The 21,439-nt window shown below is 69.6% G+C and carries 17 protein-coding genes and 4 pseudogenes; 11 read left to right on the top strand and 10 right to left on the bottom strand.

The annotated features are described in order from the left end of the window. The first annotated feature begins 45 nt into the window (after positions 1–45). From QQY66_RS25925 to QQY66_RS25915, 3 genes are all read left to right on the top strand, one after another. The gene (locus tag QQY66_RS25925) at positions 46–1,116 is read left to right on the top strand and encodes a sensor histidine kinase (protein WP_151476864.1); all 1,071 of its coding nucleotides are present in this window, start codon (positions 46–48) and stop codon (positions 1,114–1,116) included. Beyond that, a complete protein-coding gene (locus QQY66_RS25920) occupies positions 1,110–1,721 on the top strand; it encodes a response regulator transcription factor (protein WP_151476865.1) in 612 nt (203 codons plus the stop codon). Before QQY66_RS25925 ends, QQY66_RS25920 begins: the two co-directional genes overlap by 7 nt. 170 nt (positions 1,722–1,891) lie before the next feature. Next, positions 1,892–2,617: an SMI1/KNR4 family protein gene (locus tag QQY66_RS25915; protein WP_192583021.1), complete on the top strand. Its 726-nt coding sequence runs from the start codon at positions 1,892–1,894 to the stop codon at positions 2,615–2,617. A 353-nt stretch (positions 2,618–2,970) separates the two neighbouring features. Here the strand turns inward: QQY66_RS25915 and QQY66_RS25910 are convergent, their stop codons facing one another. Then, entirely contained in the window at positions 2,971–3,906 is a 936-nt protein-coding gene (locus QQY66_RS25910) for a LysR family transcriptional regulator (RefSeq protein WP_301982697.1), read from the bottom strand. A 122-nt stretch (positions 3,907–4,028) separates the two neighbouring features. On the opposite strand from QQY66_RS25910, the gene QQY66_RS25905 reads away from it, so the two are divergent. The 7 genes and pseudogenes from QQY66_RS25905 to QQY66_RS25875 form a co-directional block, all read left to right on the top strand. Next, positions 4,029–5,039 (top strand): fumarylacetoacetate hydrolase family protein, encoded by a 1,011-nt coding sequence (locus tag QQY66_RS25905; protein WP_301987493.1) that lies wholly within the window; start codon positions 4,029–4,031, stop codon positions 5,037–5,039. Continuing rightward, on the top strand, positions 5,036–6,007 hold the full coding sequence (locus QQY66_RS25900) for a cyclase family protein (protein ID WP_301982696.1): 972 nt from the start codon (positions 5,036–5,038) through the stop codon (positions 6,005–6,007). The genes QQY66_RS25905 and QQY66_RS25900 overlap by 4 nt, the downstream gene beginning before the upstream one ends. A 114-nt stretch (positions 6,008–6,121) precedes the next feature. Beyond that, positions 6,122–7,261, top strand: a complete 1,140-nt coding sequence (locus tag QQY66_RS25895; protein ID WP_301982695.1) for an FAD-dependent oxidoreductase — start codon at positions 6,122–6,124, stop codon at positions 7,259–7,261. Beyond that, complete coding sequence (locus QQY66_RS25890) at positions 7,258–8,286, top strand: amidohydrolase family protein (protein ID WP_301982694.1); 1,029 nt, start codon at positions 7,258–7,260, stop codon at positions 8,284–8,286. Before QQY66_RS25895 ends, QQY66_RS25890 begins: the two co-directional genes overlap by 4 nt. Before the next feature lie 10 nt (positions 8,287–8,296). Further along, entirely contained in the window at positions 8,297–9,235 is a 939-nt protein-coding gene (locus tag QQY66_RS25885; protein ID WP_301982693.1) for a VOC family protein, read from the top strand. Between the two features lie 92 nt (positions 9,236–9,327). Continuing rightward, complete coding sequence (locus tag QQY66_RS25880; protein WP_301982692.1) at positions 9,328–10,293, top strand: fumarylacetoacetate hydrolase family protein; 966 nt, start codon at positions 9,328–9,330, stop codon at positions 10,291–10,293. A 91-nt stretch (positions 10,294–10,384) separates the two neighbouring features. Further along, positions 10,385–10,668: pseudogene (locus QQY66_RS25875) on the top strand (transposase); the annotation flags it as partial. A gap of 78 nt (positions 10,669–10,746) precedes the next feature. On the opposite strand, the gene QQY66_RS25870 reads toward QQY66_RS25875, so the two are convergent. The 9 genes and pseudogenes from QQY66_RS25870 to QQY66_RS25830 form a co-directional block, all read right to left on the bottom strand. Then, positions 10,747–11,886, bottom strand: coding sequence for an ABC transporter substrate-binding protein (locus tag QQY66_RS25870; RefSeq protein WP_301982691.1), 1,140 nt, complete (start codon positions 11,884–11,886; stop codon positions 10,747–10,749). 182 nt (positions 11,887–12,068) lie between these two features. Further along, a complete protein-coding gene (locus tag QQY66_RS25865; RefSeq protein WP_301982690.1) occupies positions 12,069–12,563 on the bottom strand; it encodes a MarR family winged helix-turn-helix transcriptional regulator in 495 nt (164 codons plus the stop codon). 149 nt (positions 12,564–12,712) lie between these two features. Beyond that, positions 12,713–12,880 carry a hypothetical protein gene (locus tag QQY66_RS25860; protein WP_301982689.1) on the bottom strand — a complete coding sequence of 56 codons (168 nt, stop codon included), beginning with the start codon at positions 12,878–12,880 and terminating at the stop codon, positions 12,713–12,715. 522 nt (positions 12,881–13,402) lie between these two features. After that, positions 13,403–15,334: a sulfatase-like hydrolase/transferase gene (locus QQY66_RS25855; protein WP_301982688.1), complete on the bottom strand. Its 1,932-nt coding sequence runs from the start codon at positions 15,332–15,334 to the stop codon at positions 13,403–13,405. Between the two features lie 21 nt (positions 15,335–15,355). After that, positions 15,356–16,250 (bottom strand): annotated as a pseudogene (locus QQY66_RS25850) (formylglycine-generating enzyme family protein). 215 nt (positions 16,251–16,465) lie between these two features. Then, positions 16,466–17,323 (bottom strand): hypothetical protein, encoded by an 858-nt coding sequence (locus tag QQY66_RS25845; protein WP_301982687.1) that lies wholly within the window; start codon positions 17,321–17,323, stop codon positions 16,466–16,468. 267 nt (positions 17,324–17,590) lie between these two features. Next, positions 17,591–18,033, bottom strand: a pseudogene (locus QQY66_RS25840) (hypothetical protein); the annotation flags it as partial. Positions 18,034–18,338: 305 nt separating this feature from the next. Beyond that, positions 18,339–19,808 (bottom strand): carboxylesterase/lipase family protein, encoded by a 1,470-nt coding sequence (locus QQY66_RS25835; RefSeq protein WP_301982686.1) that lies wholly within the window; start codon positions 19,806–19,808, stop codon positions 18,339–18,341. A 254-nt stretch (positions 19,809–20,062) separates the two neighbouring features. Further along, positions 20,063–20,422: pseudogene (locus tag QQY66_RS25830) on the bottom strand (ABC transporter ATP-binding protein); the annotation flags it as partial. Between the two features lie 175 nt (positions 20,423–20,597). Between QQY66_RS25830 and QQY66_RS25825 the strand changes: the two are divergent. Beyond that, a complete protein-coding gene (locus tag QQY66_RS25825; RefSeq protein ID WP_301982685.1) occupies positions 20,598–21,299 on the top strand; it encodes a TetR family transcriptional regulator in 702 nt (233 codons plus the stop codon). The last annotated feature ends 140 nt before the right edge of the window (positions 21,300–21,439 follow it).

The following is a 21,439-nucleotide window of genomic DNA, read 5'->3' as shown; positions in this document are numbered from 1 at the left end:
CCCCCCGCCGCATAAGCTGCCCTCGGCATCCCCGAAGGAGGCGGCATGTCGCACCCTGTCCCCTGGGTGCCGCCCGTCCTGTACGGCGCGGTCCTCGCGGGCGGCCTGTACTACGCCGCCATCGGCCCCGGCCTCGGCTGGCGCAGCGCGGCCTTCGCCGCCGTACTCACCGCCCTGGTCCTGTGGGAGCTGCGCCCCCGCACGGGCACGGCCGGGACGCGCGCCGCGGTCGCCGTGCTGGCGGCCCGGGCGGCGGCATTCGGCGCGGTGGCCGCGCTGGACACCTCGGGGCTGTCGCGGGTGCTGTTCGTGCTGGTGCCGTTCCTGGGCTACTTCGCCTTCGGCCGCCGGACGGCCATCTGGCTCGGCGCCGGCTGTGTGTGCGCCGTCGCCGTGGCCTTCACCGTGGCCGTCGACTCGTGGTGGACGCGCATCGCGTACATCTCGGACCTGCTGATGTTCGCCCTCGGCGTCGTCCTGGCGACGACCATGGCGGCCGTCGCGGTCCGGGAGCGGCAGGCGCGGGAGCGGGTGGCGGAGCTGTCCGCGGCGCGGGAGCGCAACCGGCTGGCCCGGGAGATCCACGACAGCTTGGGCCACCATTTGACGGCGATCGGCGTCCAGCTGGAGACGGCCGAGGCGTTCGGCGCCCTCGACCCGGAGCGGTCGGCCAAGGCGGTGGCCAACGCGCGCTGGTCCGCCGGCCAGGCGTTGCACGAGGTCCGCTCGTCGGTACGAGCCCTCGGCGACGGCGACGATGCGGAGTTCGGCGGAGCGCTGGAGGAGCTGGTGGCCCGGCTGGACGGGGACGACCGCCGCGTCACCCTGACGGTCACCGGGACGAACCGGCGGCCGCCGCTGGTGCTCTACCGGGCCGCCCAGGAGGCCCTCGCCAACGCCTGTCGCCACGCCCGCGCCTCACGGATAGGGGTCCACGTCTCGTACGACGAGCAGGGCGCCCGGCTGCGGGTCGATGACGATGGCCGCGGCTTCGACGGCGCCCCCGAGGGCTTCGGGCTGCGCGGACTGCGCGAGCGGGTGCGGGCCGCCGGTGGGACGGTCGAGATCGCCACCTCCGCCTCGGGCACCACGTTGGAGGTGGCCGTCCCGTGGTGAGGGTGTTCGTGGTCGACGACCAGGACCTGGTACGCGAGGGCATCGCCGCACTGCTCGGCCTGCAGGACGGTATTGAGGTGGCGGGCACTGCGGGCGATGGGGCCGAGGCTGTCGCGAAGGCCCCGGACGCCCGGCCCGACGTGATCCTGATGGACGTGCGGATGCCGGAGATGGACGGCGTCGCCGCCACCGAGGCGCTGTACCGCCGGCTCCCCGGCGTAAAGATCCTGATGCTGACGACCTTCGACGACGACGAGTACGTCACCCGCGCCCTGCGCGCCGGAGCGGCCGGCTATCTGCTGAAAAACCTCCCCGCCGCCGACCTGGCCCGCGCCGTACACCTGGCACACGCGGGCGTCGCCCAGCTCGACGCCTCCGTCGCCGCCCGAATCGTCGTCGGACCGCCCTCCCCCGGCCCGCTGACCCCACGCGAGACGGAGGTGCTGCGGCAGATCGCCGTCGGTGCCTCGAACAAGGAGATCGCCGCCCGGCTCTACCTCAGCGAGGGCACCGTGAAGAACCACATCTCCCGCATCCTCACCCGCCTCGGCCTGCGCGACCGCACCCAGGCGGCGCTCTATGCCAAGGACAACGGCCTGCTGTAAGAACGCTTCGCCAGCGCCAGCGCCAGCGCGGCACGGTGGCGGTGCCGGCTGGGCCAAACCTGAGGCTGCCTCGAACACGGGGACTCCGCACCAGCACCTCTTCGCCGAACCGGACATGCCGGATGTCGCGGGTCTACCCTCTGTCGCAGGTGCGGCACATACTGTCCGCCATGGCCGTGTCCGTGACTCCAGCGTGGCTCAGGATCGAAGCGTGGCTGAAGGCTCACGCCCCGCGGACCTTCGCCTCGTTGCCGGGGCCGGCGGAGCCGACAGCCATCGCCGAAGCGGAAAAGGCGCTGGGCATGCGCTTCCCCAGGGCATTGGTGGAGTCCTTGCTGCGCCACGACGGAACCGACCACGCCACGCTGCTCCCGAGCATATGGATGCTGCATGGGGTGCGCGGCCTGGCCGAGACTTGGCAGCAGCGGATACGGATCCATCCCGAGACCGACGACGAGTGGGACCCGGAGCGGGAGTACGGACCGTGGTGGCACCCGCAGTGGATACCGATCGCATGGAACGGATGCGGCGATTCGATGGTCATCGATCAACGCGACTGCACCAAGCAGGGGCGGATCGGTGTCGCCTGGCACGACGACGTCAGCCGCTTCGAGCCGGTGGCCTGGATGGCGTCTTTGCCCGCGCTCCTGGCCTCCGTCGCGATCGGCCTGGAAGAAGGGGAAGGGATCGGCGGCTACACGTCACGCATCACGGACGAAGGCGAACTGGAGTGGCGGCAGGGGGATGAGGAGGATGAGGAGGATGCGCCGAAGCGGTACGGCAAGTTCGGCAGACTGATCGACGAGGAACTGACTACCGCCGACGGCATCCCCCCATCAACAAGGAGCGTGCAGCTCAGCCCTCGTGGTGATGGCGCCGTGGCGAGTGGTTGCTGAGTGCACACGCAAGGTCGTCCGTACGGCTTCCGCCGACGTGTCATCTGGGACAGCTCCTCGCGGGCCCGATGGTGCCGCCGAACGACACAAGCCGAGGCCGTGCCCAATCCGTGCCCGTAAGAGCGGACAACCACGGTCAACAGCGGTGCGATCAGGCCCGCGCAACGGCATCGACGCGACGAAGCCACGCAGGTCAGCAGCCATGCGATCACGTAAGCGCCGGCGCTTCCCAAGCTGAGAGCGCGAGTTCGATTCTCGTCACCCGCTTCATCATGAAACCCCAGGTCAGTGGCCTGGGATTTGTTTGTTGTCCAGTCCAATTTGAGGGTGGCGTGCAGGGCACAGCCCAACCCTCATTTCGGCGGACGGGAGATCGCGGGCCGACCGGCCTCCATCATCTCGGCGACCCGGGCCGTCGTCTCCCGCAGCCACATGTGCGCCGCGTCGTGCATGTGGACCGGATGCCACCACAAGGCCTGCTGGAGCGGCACGGCGTCATAGGGCGGTTCCATGATGCGGACGGGTGCGAGTCCGTCCAGCTCGTCGGCGAGACGCCTCTGAAGGAGAGCTACCCGGCGGGTGCCTGCGACCAGGAGTGGCATCAGCTGGAAACTGTCCACGGAGACCGCCACGCGCGGCTCGATACCGAGCATGGCGATCTGGCGGGCGGCGGGGGCGTCGTAGGCTCGCTGGTACGTCACCCACGGCAGCCGGGCCAGGTCGTCGAGGGTGAGCTGCTCGCCGACCTCCGGGTTGTCGTCCGCGACCAGGAAGACCCAGCTGTCCTGGTAGAGCTCGACCGTGGGGAAGCCGCGAATGATGCCGTGGGGCAGCAGTAGCCCGTCCACGGTGCTGAGCAGCGACCCGGTGCTGTCGATGAATTCGTTCGGTACCTGTTTGAACCTGAGCCGGATACCTGGCGCCTCGGCTTGGATGGTCCGGGCGAGTTCGGTGCCGAAGACGGCAACCGCGTAGTCCGAGGCGATCAGCGTGAACTCGTGTTCCTCGCGGGAGGGGTTGAATTCGGCCTGACTGGCGAAGACGCGCTCCAGCAGGTCGCATGCGGTGGTGGTTCGGTCGAGGAGGGCCTGCCCGAGGGCGGTCAGTTCGTACCCTCCGCCCACCCGGGCGAGCAGGTCGTCGTCGAAGTGGCGGCGCAGCCGGGCCAGGGCCGCGCTCATCGCGGGTTGACTGAGCCCGATGCGCTGGCCGGCCCTGGTGACGTTGCGCTCCTGCAGGAGGGCGCGCAGGGCAACGACGAGATTGAGGTCCAGGCTGGCCAGGTTCACGAAGCGTCCCAATTCCGGAGCCGGCACCATCGGTATTCACCGGCTGGATTCTTATATACAGGAAATCGATTTCCCTGATTGCAATCTACGGGCCAGATTAGTGGGACCGCAATCGGGAGGACATCTCCGTGAAATCCGCAGCCGCGTCGGCACCATTCGCACCCTTCTCGGGCCCTTTCGCCATCGGCACTCTCTCCGCCTCGGGCGGAGCCGCGTTCCCCGGCCTCGTGGCGCCGGACGGCCGGGTGCTCGACCTGCGCACGGCACTGGGTGAACCCGCGCTGACGACCCTTACGCTCCTGGAGCGCTGGGACGAGACGTTGCCCCGCCTGCACGCCCTCGCGGCGGATCCGGCCGGCGCATGGCTGTCGCTCGATGACCTGCGGGTGCAGGCGCCTGTCGAGCCCCGGCAGATCTTCCAGTCCGGCGCCAACTACCGGCAGCACGTGATCGACCTGGCGGTCGCACACCGCGCCCCGGACGCCCCGGGCACCGTCGAGGAGGCCCGCGCCGAGGTCGCGGCGGTCATGGACAAGCGGGCCGCCGAGGACCTCCCGTACGTCTTCATCGGCCTGCCGACCACGATCAGCGGCCCCTACGACGACGTGGTACTGCCCGCCTGGGCCCAGAAGCCCGACTGGGAGCTGGAGGTGGCCGCGGTGATCTCCCGCCCCGCCTACCGGGTCACCGTGGAGGAGGCGCTGGAGTACGTCGCGGGCTACACCATCGCCAATGACCTGACCGACCGCGCGACCGTCTTCCGCCGGGACATGCCCCCGATCGGCACCGACTGGCTGCGCAGCAAGAACGCCCCCGGCTTCACCCCGCTCGGCCCGTGGATCGTCCCGGCCGGCTCCATCGCCGACCCGTCCGACCTGCAGGTCACCCTGAAACTCAACGGCGAGACCATGCAGGACGAGTCCACCAACGACATGATCTTCGGCGTCGCACGGCTGGTCTCGTACATCTCCCAGACCGCCCGACTGCTCCCCGGCGACCTGGTTCTGACCGGCAGCCCGGCCGGCAACGGCATCCACTGGGGCCGGCTGCTGCGCGACGGCAACGTGATGGACGGCTCGGTCACCGGGCTCGGCGCCCAGCGCACCCGCTGTGTCGCGGAGGAGGCCCGATGAGCGCCGATCGTATCGACCGTACGGATCCCGAGGCGGCGATCGCCGAGGCCGCCAAGGCGTACTCGAACTGGGGCCGCTGGGGCGAGGACGACGTGCTCGGCACGCTCAACTTCCTCGACGAGGCCAAGCGCCGCGAGGGCGCGGCCCTGATCCGCGACGGCGTCAGCTTCTCCTTGTCACAGGCCTTCGACATGGACGGCCCGCAGAAAGGCTGGCGGCGGCGTACGAACCCGGTGCACACGATGCTCGCCACCGGCACCGACGCCGCTCTGGGAGGCCAGGGCTTTCCGCACGGTTTCGGTGGCGCCGACGACGTGATCGCCATGCCCCTGCAGTGCTCCACCCAATGGGACGGGCTCGGGCACATCTTCGATCACGGCAAGGCGTGGAACGGCCGCCCGGCGGAGAAGGTCGTCACCTGCGAAGGCGATCTGGTCACCGGCATCGAGCACATGGCTCCGCACGTCGCCGGGCGGGGCGTCCTCCTCGACGTGGGCCTGGTCGTCGGCCAGGACGGCGAACTGCCCGACGGCTTCGCCATCACCGAGGAGCACCTGACCACAACCGCCGCCTCGCACGGCGTGAGCGTCGGTCGTGGCGACCTGGTCCTCGTGCGCACCGGGCGGCTGGCCCGCGCCCGTCACGAAGGCTGGGGCGACTACGCGGGCGGGCCGGCGCCGGGGCTGAGCTTCAGCACGGCCGGCTGGCTGCACCGGAGCGAGATCGCCGGGATCGCCACCGACACCTGGGGCTTCGAGGTGCGGCCCAACGAGTTCGACCACGCCTTCCAGCCGCTGCACCAGGTCGCCATCCCCCACATCGGTCTGCTCATCGGTGAGATGTGGGACCTCGACGCCCTCGCCGCACATTGCGCCGCCGACGGCCGGTACGAGTTCTGGCTCACCGCCGCGCCACTGCCCATCACCGGTTCCGTCGGCTCACCGGTGAATCCCATCGCCGTCAAGTAGCGCCCTGGGCTGCCGGGCGGGCCGCGCCCGGACGGCTACGCCATCCTCGCCCGCCCGGCCCGCAACACCCCCTCTGCCGTTCGAAGTCGCGCGGCACCATCTCAGGGAGAACCCATGAACGACCCCCGTCCCCGCACCGTCCTCGTCATAGGCGGCGGCGCGTCCGGCAACGCCGTGACCGTGCTGCTGCGGCGGGCGGGCATCGCCGTGGAACTGATCGAGGCCAAGCGCGACTGGAACGTGCTCGGTTCCGGGATCACCCTCCAGGGCAACGCGCTGCGTGTGCTGCGCGAAGTGGGCGTATGGGACAAGGTCCGGGAGAGCGGCTACGCCGTCGACGCCGTCGGCCTGGCCGCGCCCGACGGGACCGTGTTCCATGTCCAGCAGGACATTCGCACCGGTGGGGACGACCTGCCCCCGATCTTCGGCATGCAGCGGCCCCGGCTCCAGGAGATTCTGTGTGAGGCCGTTCTCGAGAGCGGCGCGACGGTACGCCTTGGCACCTCCGCCGAGGAACTGGTCCAGGACGCGTCCGGCGTCACCGCCCGGTTCAGCGACGGCACCGAGGGCCGCTACGACCTGGTCATCGCCGCCGACGGCGTCGGCTCCCGCACGCGCGCGATGATCGGCATCAGCGACAAACCCGAACCGACCGGCATGGCCATCTGGCGCGTCCCCGTGCCCCGCCCCGAGGGCGTGGAGCGCATGCAGCTGTCCTACGGCGGACCGTGCTACATCGCCGGCTACTGCCCGACCAGCGAGAACACCATCTACGCCTACCTCGTCGAGGCCAACCGCGACCGCGCCTGCATCGACCCGGCCTCGTACGCGGACGAGATGCGGCGGCTGGCCGCGCCCTACGGGGGCGCGTGGCCGGAGATCGCCGCGAGCATCACCGACCCCGCCGAGGTCAACTACACCTGGTTCGACCGCCTGCTCGTCGAGGGCTCCTGGCACCGCGGCCGGGTCGTCCTGATCGGTGACGCGGCCCACGTCTGTCCCCCCACGCTCGCCCAGGGCGCGGCCATGTCGCTGGAGGACGCCTTGGTACTGGCCGAGATGCTGAGCGAGGAGCAGGACTGGAGTTCCCTCGACGCCCTGCTGACCGGCTTCTACGAACGCCGGATCGACCGTGTCCGCATGGTGGTCGAAGCATCCGTGCAACTCGGTCAGTGGCAGTTGGACGGCGTCCGTGACGCCGACGCACCCGGTCTGATGGGCCGCACGATGTCCGTCCTGAAGGAGACCCCGTGAACTCCGTGAACCCCGTGAGTTCCCAGAACGGCGCACCCACGATCGACGTCCACGCGCACGTCCTGCTCCCTCAGGTCGAGGACGCCGTCGACGGACACCCCGGGCTGGCCGCGGCCCGCGATCTCGACGCCCGCCGCAACGGCCCCGAGGCCATCGCGGTCAGCGGCCCGATGTTCCGGGACCGCTTCCCGAGGCTGACCGACGTCAAGGCCCGGCTCGCCGCGATGGACGCCTCCGGGGTCGACATCCAGTTGGTCTCGCCCTCTCCCTCGCACTACCACTACTGGGCCGACGAGGACCTGGCCCGTACGGTGTGGGAGCTGGCCAACGAGGGCACCGCCGCGCACGTCGCCCAGGCCCCGCAGCGGCTGCACGGCCTCGGCCTCGTCCCGCTCCAGCACCCGGGCCTCGCCGTCGAAGCCCTCGAACATGCCCTCGGCCTGGGCCTGCGCGGTGTCGAGATCTCCAGCCACGCGCCGGGACGCGAACTGTCGGACCCCGCGTACGAACCGTTGTGGACACGGGCCGAGGAAACCGGCGCGATCCTCTTCCTGCACCCCTTCGGCTGCACGCTCGACGAGCGCCTCAACCGGTGGTACCTGTCCAACACCGTCGGCCAACCGACCGAGAACGCCGTCGCGCTGTCCCATCTGATCTTCTCCGGAGTCCTGGACAGGCACCCGGGGTTGCGCATCGTCGCCGCCCACGGCGGCGGCTATCTGCCCACCCACATCGGCCGCTCCGACCACGCCTGGCGCGCCCGCACCGACACCCGCGGCTGCGCGCACCCGCCCAGCAGCTACCTCAAGCAGCTGTACTTCGACTCCCTTGTCCACGACCCGGACGTTCTGCGCGAGCTGATCCGGGTGGCCGGCCCCGACCGGGTACTGCTCGGCTCCGACTTCCCCTTCGACATGGGCACGGACGACCCGCTCGGCGCGCTGCGCAACGTCACGGACCTGCCCGCCCCCCACTTCCACGCCGTACGCGGCGGTAACGCTGCAGCGCTGCTGCGTCTCACCTGAGGAGCCCGACATGACCAACCGTCTGCTCACCCACCTGCGGCACGTCGACCTCGCCGTGCCGGACTACGACAAGCAGCTCGACTTCTACGCCGGCGTCTGGGGCCTGACCAAGGTCGCCGAAGACTCCGGCATCTCCTTCCTGGCCGCCGAGGGCTCCCCCGAGCAGTACATCGTCCGGCTCCGCAAGGCCGAGGAGAAGCGTCTCGACCTCATCTCCTACGGTGCCGCGAGCCCCGCCGACGTGGACACGCTCGCCGAGCAACTCCTCGCGGGGGGAGTGCAGTTGATCTCCCAGCCGGGCAAGGTCGACACCCCCGGCGGCGGCTACGGCTTCCGCTTCTTCGACATCGACGGCCGCACCATCGAGGTCTCGGCCGACGTCGAGGCGCGCCGGCACCGTCGTATCGAGGAGAAGGAGTCCATCCCGGTCCGTCTCTCGCACGTCGTCCTGAACTCCCCCGACATCAACGCCACCCGCGCCTGGTACGAGCAGCACCTCGACTTCCGGCTGTCCGACACGATGACCTTGCCGCACATGGGCGAGGTCATGCACTTCATGCGGATCAGCAGCCAGCACCACTCCATGGCCATCGCCAGCGGTCCGCACGCCTCCCTGCAGCATCTCTCCTTCGAGATGCGCGGCATCGACGAGTACATGCGCGGCTCCGGCCGCGTGATGCGCTCCGGCGCCCGCAAGATCTGGGGCCCCGGGCGGCACATGGCGGGCGACAACACCTTCACGTACTTCCTCGACCCGCACGGCAACACCGTCGAGTACACCACCGAGCTCGAAAAGCTGGACGAGGACACCTGGCACCCGCACATCTACGACCTGACGAAGCCCGAGAACGCCGACCAGTGGGGCACGTCCAACCCGATGAACGAGATGGTCGCCAAGGAGATGCTCAACGACGTCGACCGCGGCGTGTTCGTCGCTCCGCCGGTCTGACCCCTTGACCCCGGGGGCTCGGCGCACTCCCCCGCCTGCCATGCCGCCGGGCCCCCGGCCTGTGTCAACCCACCCAGCTCCCTAGGAATGCCATGCGTTTCGCCACGTACGAACAGCACGGCCGCAGCCGTCTCGCCACCGTCGAGGACGACGGCACCCTCTACCCCTGCCCCGGCGCGGGGACGCTTCTCGACCTGATCCAGACCGGTCCCGAGGCGCTGCGCGAGGCGGGCAACGCAAGCCTGGACGTGCCGCGCGGGCCGCACGTCTCCCAGGTGCGATTGCTGCCGCCGCTCCAACCGCCGTCCGTACGCGACTTCGTCACGTTCGAGGAGCACGTCGAGGGTGTACGGCGAAGCATCGACGGAGTCTCGGGCGCCCCGGACGCCTGGTACGACGCGCCCACCTTCTACTTCACCAACCCCTACGCGGTCATCGGCGCTCACGACGACGTTCCCGTGCCGCCCGGCAGCCAGGTGCTGGACTTCGAGCTCGAAGTCGCCGCGGTCATCGGCCGCGAGGGCCGCGACCTCACCCCCGAGCAGGCCCGCGACCACATCATCGGCTACACCCTCTACAACGACTGGTCCGCCCGCGACCTCCAGTCCCGCGAGATGCAGGTCGGCCTCGGCCCCTGCAAGGGCAAGGACACCGCCACCACCCTCGGCCCCCACCTCGTCACCGCGGACGAGCTGGAGCCCTACCGAGACAGCGACGGCTTCCTGCGCCTGGCGCTGACCGCCGAGATCAACGGCGAGGTCGTCGGCGAGGACCTGCTGTCCAACATGAGCTGGACCTTCGAGGAGATGACCGCCTACGCCTCCCGCGGCACCTGGGTCCGCCCCGGCGACGTACTCGGCTCCGGCACCTGCGGCAACGGCGGCTGCCTCGCCGAACTCTGGGGCGTACGGGGCCGCCAGGACCCGCCACCGCTCAAGCCCGGCGACACCGTCACCCTCACCGTCGAGGGCATCGGCACCGTCTCCAACACCGTGGTACCCGGTGCCGAACCGGTGGCCGTCCCTCGCGCCCGGAAACGCCCCCGGCTGCGCCCGTAGACCGCGCGGTGGAAACAAGCTGGAGGGCAAGGTCGTCATCGTCAGGGGCGGCGCGCGGGCGGCAGGGCGCCCCGGGCCGACCTCACACGTCCGGCTGATGAAGCAGACGCTTGGCTGGACCGCCCCGAAGATCCGCCACGCCGACACCGCCGCTGTGGGCCTGGCTCATCATCGCCGCCCACACCCAGCTCCGGCTCGCCCGGCCCCTCGCTGAGGACGTCTGCCGGCCCTGGGAACGCCGCACTGAAACCCACACGACCAGGCCCGGGACGGCCTCCCGGCTCGAAGAACAAGCACCGGGCCAAGCGTCACGACGTCGGCAAGACGGTCAAACGCACCGAGTCGATCAAGGAACACCAAGCTCACCGCGGCTGAACGGCATGCCCAGGCGGCCGTGGGGATGGTCATGGATTCCACCCCTATGTGGGGAGCAGAGGGGGCGGAAATGGGCCGTCAGCCCTGGGTGCCGTCCTGGTTGACGGGGTACAGGCCGAGCACGCCCTGCGGGTCGGAGGGGTTCACGCCCTTGACGTCGCCGACATAGAGGTTGATGCGGGCCTTGTAGCGGTCGAGTGCGGTGCGGTTGCTCATGAACTCGCCGAGACCGAGCGGGTTCATGTTCTCGTAGTCGAAGATGCCCGTGCGGCCCGCCGGCGCGGCGACGTCGGTGCGGGCACTCCAGGTGCCGATGGAGTTTTGCTGGGCATCCTTGGACAGCAGCCAGCTCAGGTAGAGCTCGGCGGCGGCCTTGTGTGGGGCGTTCTTGAGGATGGCACCGGTCTGCGGCCAGGCGACCCACGGCGACTTCTTCGGCAGGGTGGTCTCGGCGACGCCCGGGACGCCTCCGGTTGTGCCGAAGCTCGCCACGTAGTCACCGGAGCCGACCAGGTCGGCGGAGTCCTGGGTGCCGCGGACGAACTTCGGGTTCTGGGCGAGCAGCTTCTTCAGATAGTCGAAGCCGTACTTGTCGGTGAGCTGTTTGAAGTAGTAGAGGACGGCATCGTCGTCGTTCGGGTAGGTGAAGACGAGCTTGTTCTTGAACTCGGGCTTGAGGAAGTCCTTGGCCTCGACGGGCGCGTCGTCGCCGAGCTTGGTGGCCGTGACGTTGGAGAAGGCGAAGAAGAACAGGCCGGTGTAGTAGCCGTCCTTGTCCTTGATCTGGTCGAAGATCTTGTCCCAGCCGACCGGCTTGTACTTCTGCAGCACTCCTTCCTTCTTCCAGCGCGGGAAGTCGTCGACGGTCTGGAGGTGGACGACGTCGGCAACCACATGGTGCTCGGCGATCTGGTTGTCGACGCGGGCGTCGTGGTTCTTGCTGAAGTCGACGACGATGTCGACCTTCATCTTGGGGAACTTCTTGACGAACGCGTCCTTGAGGTAGTCCGCCTGGCCCGGCTTGTCACCGCCGGCGTAGACGACCAGGCGGCCGCCCTCGGCTACGGCCTCCTTGTACAGCTTCTGCAGCTGGTCTTCTTCGCTCGTGTGCTTGGGGGCGGACTTCGGGGAAGGGGTGGCGGCGGCGATGGTGGCACCGCTCGCGGCCAGGACGCCCAGGGCGGTTGCGACGGCCCATGCCTTGCGGGGGGACTTCACACTCGGCTCCTTCGTGGTGGGGCAAGAAGGGGAAGCTTGATAGTTCAAGCACCTGCACGTTCAGCCTAGAACCGATACTGCAAATCTGCAATATATTGCGGTGGATGCTCGGATCATCACGCAGAGTGGCAAGGAAGGGGGGTGCGGGACTTCGCAGGCTCGCCGCTGCCTCTGGAGGGAGGTCAGCGGCGCCAGGGGAGGTCGACGGGGAAGGGCGGACGGTCCGGGTCCGTGAGGCCGGTGAGGATGATCTCGCACGCTTCACCGAAGGCGCGCACCTGCTCGGGCGTCAGCCGGTCGAAGACGGCAGCCCGGACGGTGGCGACGTGGCTGGGGGCGGCCTGCTCTAGGGCGGTCAGCCCCTCGTCCGTCAGCACGGCGAGCTGGGCCCGTCCGTCCCCCGGCGCGTCCTCGCGGCGCACCCAGCCGCGCTCCTCCATGCGGCTGACGGTGTAGGAGAGCCGTGTCCGGGCGATCTTCAGCTGTTCGGCGAGGTCTGTCATGCGCAGCCGTCGCTCGGGGGCCTCCGAGAGGAACACCATCACCGAGTAGTGCAGGTGGCTGAGGTCGGCCTTGTGCCGCAGTTGCTGGTCGAGAGCGTCCTCCAGTACCAGGCTGAGGTCGCGGTAGGCGCGCCAGGCGCGCTGCTCCTCGGGGGAGAGCCAACGGGGTTCCATGGATCGCACTCTAGTGAGAGCTCCTTCGAGGGCCGTCTCTCCGACGGGGTTCCGACCTCCGTGGCGGTGTTTGCCCTCCACGCGGCCCACTCCTCCCCTGGCACGCTCACCGAACAGCTCGTCTACCTCTCCGCCTCCGGCTCGCCGGCTCAGGCCGCTTCCTGATCCTCCGCCTTCGTCTTCGCGACGGGCCGCGGCCAGGACACGACGAAGACCGCGCAGACGACCACGATCGCCGCCCCGCAGCCCCCGACCCTCGCCACGGCCACAGCGATCGCCACCGCGACCGCGACGACCCTCGCGACCATCCCCCGCACGGCCATTCCCCGCCCCGACGAAGACCGGCCCGCACCACCGGCCTGGCGGCGGCCTCAGCCCGAGCCGACCGCACAGCCACCCACCCGCACTCACACAGAGCCTCAACGGCCCGAAGCGGGCTCCCTGCCTGTTCCCCTCCATGCCTTGCGCGGATTCACGTGTGCAGCGAGCCGGATCGCGGGGATCGCGCGTTGTCCGCCTCACTCATTCGGCCGGATCGCCGGGCGCCGTCCACACCTAGGCTGCGCTGCGGACCTTGAGCACGTCCATGGCCGACAGCCCTACCGGGCAGGCCAGTTCACCCGAGCGAAACACGAAGAATCAGCAAACATGTCGTTGAAGAACAGCAGGCGGCCGCGCTGCCGACGGCGCCGAAACCCTGGACGGCGACGCGCGCTCCGCTCAGGGGCAAGCCCAGGTGCCGGGCCGCTGCGTCAGTGGCTTGCTCCAGCGGGCGGCTCCCCAGCGCCGCGCTCCGCCGGGACGTCGCGGGCGGGGCACCAAGGGATACCCGTGACGGGCTACCCCTGTTCGGTGGGGATCCCGCCCGCGAGGACGATCTGGGTCTGGACCCAGGGGGTCGGTTCGTAGTCGCCGTCGAGGACGTAGATCAGGTACTTGGCGGCGACGCGCAGATCCCAACTGTCCACCTTCAGCGCATCCTTGAGGGCGGGAAGGGCGTCGGCCGCGTACTTCTGCGGAAGGTACGTCAGGGCCGTGACCGCCTGGAGCTGGACGCGGGGATCCTTGCCGGTGGTGATGATGTCGCGGAGATACGGGACCGCATTGCCCGGCCGGTCGAGGCGGGCGAGGAGTTCCGCGGCCGGGATCTTCACCTGCGGCGTCTCGGCGACGTCGGCCAGCACCCTCTCCAGTGCGTCCGGCACCGGACTGCTCCTCAGGACATCCGCCGCAGGCGTGTCGAGCATCAGCAGGCCCTGTACGGCCCAGTAACGGATCAGCTCGTTCTCGTCGCCCAGTTCGGCCAGGAATCGTGCGATGTTGGCCTGGTCGCGCCGGATGGCGAGGTCGGCGAGCTCCTTGACCCGGCGGATCGGGAAGGCGCCCGGCACGCGGGACTCCTCGTATCCCTCGGCCGCCGAGCTCTCGGGAATGAAGCCGTTGTCCAGGACGGCGAGGATGTGCTCGTCGAGCGCCTCGGCCAGCCGGGTCCGGACGGTCTGGTGGTCAGGGTCGTCGATGAGGTTGTGCACCTCGTCGGGGTCGGTGTGCAGGTCGTACAGCTCCTCGGCGGGCTTCTCCCCCCACCAGCGCTCCTGAACCTCCGTCAGCGTGCCCGCCAGATGTGCCTTCTCCCAGTCCGTATAGCCGCGTTGCTGGAACTCGAACGCGCCGTGCTGGTTGTAGATGCGGTGCGGGGCGTAGTTGCGGATGTAGCGGTAGCGCTCGTCGCGGACGGTGCGCACGAGGTCGTAGCGCTCGTCCATACGGTCGCGGCCCCCGAAGGCGTACGACGGCCGCTCGCCCTCGGCGAGGGACGTGCCCTCCATGTAGGCAGGGACGTCGACGCCCGCGAGGGAGAGGACGGTCGGCGCGTAGTCGAGGGAGGTGACGGGTGCGGTGATGACCGAGCCGGGCTCTGCCGGGGCCAAGTGCTGCCATTTCTCGGGATACTTGACGATCAGGGCAGTCCGCAGACCGCTGTCGTAGGCGTAGCGCTTGGAGCGGGGCAGGACGCCGCCGTTGTCGGAGTAGTAGAAGACGACCGTGTCATCGGCGAGGCCCGCCGTTGACAGCATGGACAGCATCAGGCCCACCTGGGTGTCGACGGACGTGATGTTGTCGTAGTAGTGGGCGCGGTCGGCGCGGACGTGCTCCGTGTCGGGGAGGTACGCGGGCACCGGGACGTCGTCCGGGTCGTGGACGCCGGTCGGCGGTGTCAGCCAGAGCGTGGACTCGTGGGTGAGGCCCATGTTGAAGACGGAGAAGAAGGGCTGGCCGGACGCCCGCCCGACCCACGAGGCGAACGGGCCGTTGGCGTCCCATAACGCGCTCAGGTCGAACTCGGCGTTGTAGTCCGTCTTGTTGTTGTTCGACGTGTAGTAGCCGGCCTCGCGCAGGTACTGGGGGAATCCCGTCAGCCAAGCCGGGCGTCTGCCGCTCGCGCGCATGTGCTGGGCAGGGCCGCACGACTGTGAGGAGACGCCGGTGACGAGCGAGAAGCGGCTGGGGGCGCAGACCGGGTAGGTGGAGAAGGAGTTCTCGTAGCGGATGCCGTCGGTGGCGAGGCGGTCGAGCACCGGGGTGACGGCCTGGTCGTCGCCGTACGCGCCGAGGTAGGGGTTGTTGTCCTCGCTCACCAGCCAGAGGATGTTGGGCCGTTCGGCCGATGCTGCCGTGGCGGTCGGGGCGGCGAGAAGGTCGAGGGAGGTGGCGGCGGCCGTGGCCGCGGAGGAGGCCAGGAGGCGGCGCCGGGAGATGTCGGCAGGCATGACGGTGAGGGATGCCTTTCGTCAGGAGGGGGATGCAGCCACGCGGAAACCGATGTTCCCGGCGGAGCTGTCGGGGATGTTGGAGGAGCGGGCGGCCACGCGGTAGCGGTTGCAGTAGGAGGCGTGGCACAGGTGGAAGCCTCCGCGCATGACGCGGGCGGCGCCGTCGGGCGGGCCCGTGGGGTCGGTGCGGGAACCGGTGGCGTGAAAGTCGGGGCTGAACCAGTCGGCGCACCATTCCCAGACGTTGCCGACGGTGTTGTAGAGGCCGTAGCCGTTGGGTTTGAAGGACTTCAGCGGGGCGGTCGAACGGTGGCCGTCCTCCGCCGTGTTGACGGTGGGGAAGGTACCGCGCCAGATGTTGCAGGCGTGCCGCGTACTCCCACTCCGCCTCGGTGGGCAGGCGAGTGCCGGACCAGGCACAGAAGAGGCCTGGGCGTCGTTGAAGGAGACGTGGACGACCGGGTGGTTCTGGAGTACGTCGATGACGGACCCCGGCCCCTCGGGATGCTTCCAGGTGGCGCCCTGGACGCGCGCCACCACGGGGCGCCGGGGACACGGGGAGAGATGGCGCGCAGTTCGGAAGCGAGGAAGCCCTCGAAGACGTAGGAGAAGCCAAAGCGTTCGGCGTCCGTGACGTGGCCGTCGCCTTGACGAGGGTCGCGAACTGGGCGTTGGTCACTGTGGTCGCCGCGATCTGGAAGGGGCTCAACTCGACGTCGCGGACGGGGCCTTCGCCGTCCGCCGGGTAGCCGATGTCGTCGTCCGCGCCCATGCGGAACGAGCCGCCGGGGAGCGGCAGGAGCTGCCTGGCGATGCGGGTGTCGCCGCGGGGCTTCTGCGGGGCGGGGGTCACAGACACGGCAACGGGTTCGCGTCCCGGGGCACAGCAGGGATTGGGTGCCTGGTGCGGCATGGCACGGTCCTTCGACGGAGAACGACACGAGCAACGGCCCGGAACCGCGCTCACGGGCACCTCTCGCAGGACATCACTGCGGAGGCAGGGCGCGACGGAGCAGCCGTCAGGAGCTCAGCTCTGCGCCCCCGCGCAACACAGGCAGCTCGCCTGGTGACCGAGGTCCACGTACAGGCGAGCGACGAGAATCCTGTTCGACGCCACGAGCCCGGACTCTAGAGCCGGATGGTCCTCTTCGGCAACGCCTCTTTCCCACTCTCCCGCTCCGATCTCCAGCGCCGAGGAGCGGACGCGCCACGGTCCGCCTCGCCGCCCTGCACATGAACTGTGCGACCGGCGCCGCCCGGGCCTTCCGGCCTCCCGCGAACCCGTACATCCGAGCCGTGGTCGTCGCCGAGCCGTACCGGCACACCGTCGACGGCCGCCCGGCGCGCCGCCGAAGCCTCCCGAGCCGCCCAGGACCTCACCTTCGTACGACCCGGTGGTGGCGGCACACGCCAACGCCTCGCCGCTCCGCATCGGTCATCTGCTGCTGGACCGCTGGTGGCCGGCCGCGATCGCGGTGCTCGGCAGGGGCATGCTCCTCGGCACCAGGCCGCCTCGACCGCGACGGCCTGGTGCGAGATCCTGCGGCTCCTGTGGTGGGTGGCCGGCATCGCCCACGGTGGTTCCTGGCACGCGGGCGTGCGGAGCACGTCGTACGACGCGGGCAGCGCGTGGGCGCACTCGCCGTCACGGTCGCGGTGCTGCCTGACCGCCGTGCTGCTGCGCGTCGACGCGTACGGCGTCGAACGTACCCGGCGGGCCTGTCGGGACCTGCCGAAGGACTCGGTCTTCGGCAGCCTACTGACGGCCGGCCAGGCGGTGTTCTTCCACGAGGCGGCTGTCTCGCCGTCCGGGCCGGCGACCTGGTCCACCGCAAGGACGATCTGGGTCTGGGCCCATGGGGTCGGTTCGTAGTCGCCGTCCAGGACGTGGAGCAGGTACTTGGCGGCGACGCGCAGGTCCCAACTGTCCACCTTCAGCGCGTCCTTGCCGGTGGTGATGATGTCGCGGAGATACGGGACCGTCACCGGCCTGGCGCTCCAGTGGTACGGCCCGGAAGCCGGCAAGTGAGCCAGAAGGCGAGCGCTTCGCCGGAGGGCGGTGCACTGGCGAAGCGCTTTCCCGAGTTGGACATGCGAACCAGCCGAGCCAAGGACAAGCCCGTTCGCTCAGGCGCTCTGCCCGCCGCACTTGGAAGCCGTGCCCACAGCGTGCCCATAAGAGCGGACAACCACGGTCAACAGCGGTGCGATCCGGCCCCCACGGCCGACCTGAGGAGACGAGATCTGCGCACGTCAGAGACCTAGAGCCAGCCAAGGCGCCGTCGCTTCCCAAGCTGAGAGCGCCAGTTCGATTCTCGTCACCCGCTCCACGACTAAGGCCCAGGTCAGAGACCCGGGCCTTTTTGCTGTCCGTCGTGATCGGCGCTCGCGTGCCAGATTCGTGCCAGAAGGCTTGTCAGGCTCCTTCTCCGCACGGGCGGCGGCACGAGCCTTCCGAACCGTTGCGTCCACCCGGCGGCGACCTCCTCTTGGCGCTCGTCGTCAGAGTGGAACCGGAAGCCCTCCGGCATGCCGACGATCTCACGTGCCTTCCGCCGCTCCCGCCCGAAGGGGCTCCGTCGGAAGGGAGCGCCTTTCTCCCCGACGAACAGCAGCCCGTCGGGGCCCGGCTCGGCATAGCTCTCCAGGTGCCAGCGGAGCTCCCGACGGAGGAACGCGGGAAGAATCACAGTCCGGTCGGCAGCACACTGTGAGGACATGAAGGCCGAGTGAGATACGGACCAGGCGGTTCGGCTCCTCGAAGAGGTCGACGAAGACCACTTGAGATCCCATCTCCAAGCGGGGTTGTTCCTCAAGAGGGTCGTCAGCGCGCAGGGACACCGACACCCTCCGCGAACACAACGTCGGCCTTCACAACCACAGCAGGTCATGAACGCCGACGTCACGTTCGCCCCCAGGAGTCGCCAACGTTTACGGTGGGGTGCCCCTGCTCGCCGGGGCGCCGGACGGGCGCGGCGCAGCCGGGGCGGTGGCCGCCGGTTCAGCCGGTGGCGGCGACCCTGTCCCACAGCATGCAGTGGTGGGCGGCGGTGAAGTCACCGGCCGGGCGCGGGCCGCCGGCCGACGCGGTCTGCAGGACCATCACCTCGCCCGGACGGACGCGCTGGTCGGCCATGTCGGGGAGGCCGGGGGCACGGGGGACTCCGTGTGCGACGAACGACGACCAGTACTGGATCATCTGCCGGGACAGCTGCCGCTCCTCGGTGTTGAACGGCGCCTCGCGTCCGTTGTGCCGGAAGAGGTACTGGAGGTCGTTGGTGTGCGTGGCCCCGAAGTCGTAGTCGGTGTTCTGGTTACGAAGGTTCTCGGCGGGCGGACCGGTCACGTCCGCGAACTCGTACTGATACACCGGGGCGCCCTGGGCGAGTTGCCGGCTGACCCGGGCGGTCGGGCAGGAGTAGTCCCGGTCGCCGCGGGCGGCGGCGTGCGCGAGCGTGGGGGTCGGGTAGCCGGTCACCGGATAGCGCGACAGCACCTCGTCTGCGATGTCCTCGCCGAACCAGTCGCGCATGGTCCGGGGGTACTGCTCCGCCGTCAGCGGCTGTCCCTTGCCGTCGAAGTCGAAGTAGTCGAAGTACCGTCCCTCGGTGCGGGTGGTGCCGAAGAGGGCCGGCACCTTGGCCTGCCGGCCGGCCGCGAAGGTCTCGGCAGGCTGGCGTGGCAGCACGCGGTCGCCGACGATGGGTCCCCAGCTACGGCCGGACTGCGCGGCGAGAAGTTCCTGCGGGGTTTTGGTGCGCAGGCAGTCCAGCACGGCGTCCGAGTCGGTGTCCGTGCAGCCCAGAGCGTCGGCGTAGGCGCGACCGGTGGTCTCGGCACTCTTGGCGGGGATGGCCGCGCAGTCGCGGTAGGAGGCGGACTGACTGATCGCGGCCCGGAACAGCCCGCGTGCGGTGGGCGAGGCCAGCTGGGTGCACACGGCACGGCCGCCTGAGGACTCACCGGCGATGGTGACCGCGTGCGGGTCGCCGCCGAAGCGAGCGATGTTGGCGCGTACCCAGCGCAGAGCCGCCTGCTGGTCGAGCAGGCCGTAATTGCCCTGCACACCGGGCAGAGTGAGGAAACCGGAGGCGCCGAGACGGTAGTTGATGGTCACCACGATCACGTTGCCGTCCGCGGCGAAACGGTCAGCGACGTAGTCTTCGCCGCCGCCCTGGATCATCCCGCCGCCATGGATCCACACCATCACGGGCAGCCGCCGCGGCTTCGCCGGAGTGTAGACGTTCAGGTTCAGGCAGTTCTCGGTGTAGGTGCCCTGTTGCGGATTCGTGCCCTGCAGGCAGCGGGGGCCGAACGCCATGGCCTCGCGTATGCCCTTCCAGGCCGGGTGGGGCCGTGGCGGACGCCAGCGCAGCCCGCCCACCGGATCGGCGGCATACGGAACGCCGAGGAACTGCCTCCCTTCGGCGGTCGCCTGACCCCGGATCAGGCCGGCGGTGGTCCGTATCACCGGGGACCGGTCTGACGCGGTCCGCGCGGGATCGGCGCCAGAGGCAGAGGTGGGGGTGAGCACAGCCAGTAGGGTCGCGAGACACGCTACGGCAGCTGTGCGATGGGCTCGGAACATGGGGTTTGTCCTTCCATCGCTCGACGTACTGCAGTTGTGCAGTAGGCAGCACGGAAAGGATATTGAAAATCCAACTTCTTGCGTTCGGAAAAGCGGAACTGCCCACTCACCGGGAGAGGGGCTGTCACAGATGCTGTCGTCCGCGTGATCAACGAGGCCGCACCGAAACGCCCGACCTCCCGCACGGAGAAGGTCTGCACCCGGGCGAAGACCTGGGCCCGAAGATCCCTCCCAAGCGCCATCGCCGTCCGCGCGCTCACATACACGGCTCCGGCAGCGCACGTCATCTGCACCAGCGTCACGCCGAGCATCACCCCACCGACCCACAGCACATGCCCCGTGTCACCGGTCAACACGCCGTGGTTGATGGCGTTGGCGTTCAGCGTCGGCAGATACAACGTCGCAGTGATCTGCACCAGTTGCAGAGCGCCGATCGCGGCCACTGACCCGGCATAGGGGCGCAGGCCGGCGGCCAACAGGCGTAACAGGACGCTCACGCGAACCCTCCTTGTGCGGCTGGTCGGAAGGCGGGCGTCGGGGCGGACGAGGAAGCAGGCGTGGGCATGGCGTACTCCGAGCCGAGCGTCCAAGAAACTGTCACTCAGTGGCAGTATGCCATGAGAGGCAGTAACTCATCAGAGGCTTTTCCTGGGACGGCTTAAGGTGACGTGCATGGCGACCCCGACCTCGGACTCCTCCGCTGCCGCGGCCAAAACCCGCGGCCTGGACGATCGCGCCCTGCCACTGCGCGAGCGCAAGAAGCAGCGCACCTTCCGCGCCCTGGCCGACGTGGCACTCGCGCGCTTCACCGAGCGGGGCTTCGACGAGGTGACTCTCGACGAGATCGTCGACGAGGTGGAGATCTCCAAGCGGACCTTCTTCCGCTACTACTCCTCCAAGGAGTCCGTCGCCCTCGCCGCCGAGGCCGAGCTGTGGATCGCCTACGTCGACACCTTTACAGCGACCGACCTGCACGGCGATGTCCTCACCGCCCTGCGCGCCGCGCTCACCACCGCCATCACCGGCATGGACGACGACTGGCCCCGCCGCTTCCTGGCCACCCGCCGCCTTGTCGCCGGCCACAACGGCCTGCGCAAACACAGCCTTGTCATGGCCGCCTACCACCAGGAACAGATCGTCGAGCAACTCGAGGCGAAACTGGGCCGCGACGGCCGCGACGGCCGCGAGGACGTGCGCCTGCGCCTGCTCGGCGAAATCGCCTTCGGCGCCTACCGCGTCGGCGCCAAGAACTGGACCGCAGGACGCGGCAAGGGTGCCGGCAGCCGAGGCAAAGGCGGACGCGCCACGCTCGCCGCCCGCGTCAGCGAGGCGTTCGACGCCGTCCCCAACGCGATCGCACTGACCGCCGACTGACGCAGCGCACGTTCGCACTCACAACGGCGCCCACAAGGGGCTCCCGATCCCAGGCACGCCCATCCACTTCGAAGCGATCGGCCACCCCACCAGTCCGCCAGATCTCGACGGCGTGCCCTAAGGGGTCCTTGCACTAGGCC

It is taken from the genome of Streptomyces sp. DG2A-72 (genome assembly GCF_030499575.1).
Lineage (GTDB): Bacteria > Actinomycetota > Actinomycetes > Streptomycetales > Streptomycetaceae > Streptomyces.
The sequence above is the reverse complement of the archived record's forward strand: the minus strand, read 5'-3'. Positions and strand labels throughout refer to the sequence as shown.

Coding starts and splice junctions, on each gene's coding strand:
- QQY66_RS25895 (WP_301982695.1), top strand. CDS start 6,122: ATGAACGACCCCCGTCCCCGCACCGTCCTCGTCATAGGCGGCGGCGCG.
- QQY66_RS25880 (WP_301982692.1), top strand. CDS start 9,328: ATGCGTTTCGCCACGTACGAACAGCACGGCCGCAGCCGTCTCGCCACC.
- QQY66_RS25900 (WP_301982696.1), top strand. CDS start 5,036: ATGAGCGCCGATCGTATCGACCGTACGGATCCCGAGGCGGCGATCGCC.
- QQY66_RS25885 (WP_301982693.1), top strand. CDS start 8,297: ATGACCAACCGTCTGCTCACCCACCTGCGGCACGTCGACCTCGCCGTG.
- QQY66_RS25865 (WP_301982690.1), bottom strand. CDS start 12,563: ATGGAACCCCGTTGGCTCTCCCCCGAGGAGCAGCGCGCCTGGCGCGCC.
- QQY66_RS25925 (WP_151476864.1), top strand. CDS start 46: ATGTCGCACCCTGTCCCCTGGGTGCCGCCCGTCCTGTACGGCGCGGTC.
- QQY66_RS25855 (WP_301982688.1), bottom strand. CDS start 15,334: ATGCCTGCCGACATCTCCCGGCGCCGCCTCCTGGCCTCCTCCGCGGCC.
- QQY66_RS25915 (WP_192583021.1), top strand. CDS start 1,892: ATGGCCGTGTCCGTGACTCCAGCGTGGCTCAGGATCGAAGCGTGGCTG.
- QQY66_RS25825 (WP_301982685.1), top strand. CDS start 20,598: ATGGCGACCCCGACCTCGGACTCCTCCGCTGCCGCGGCCAAAACCCGC.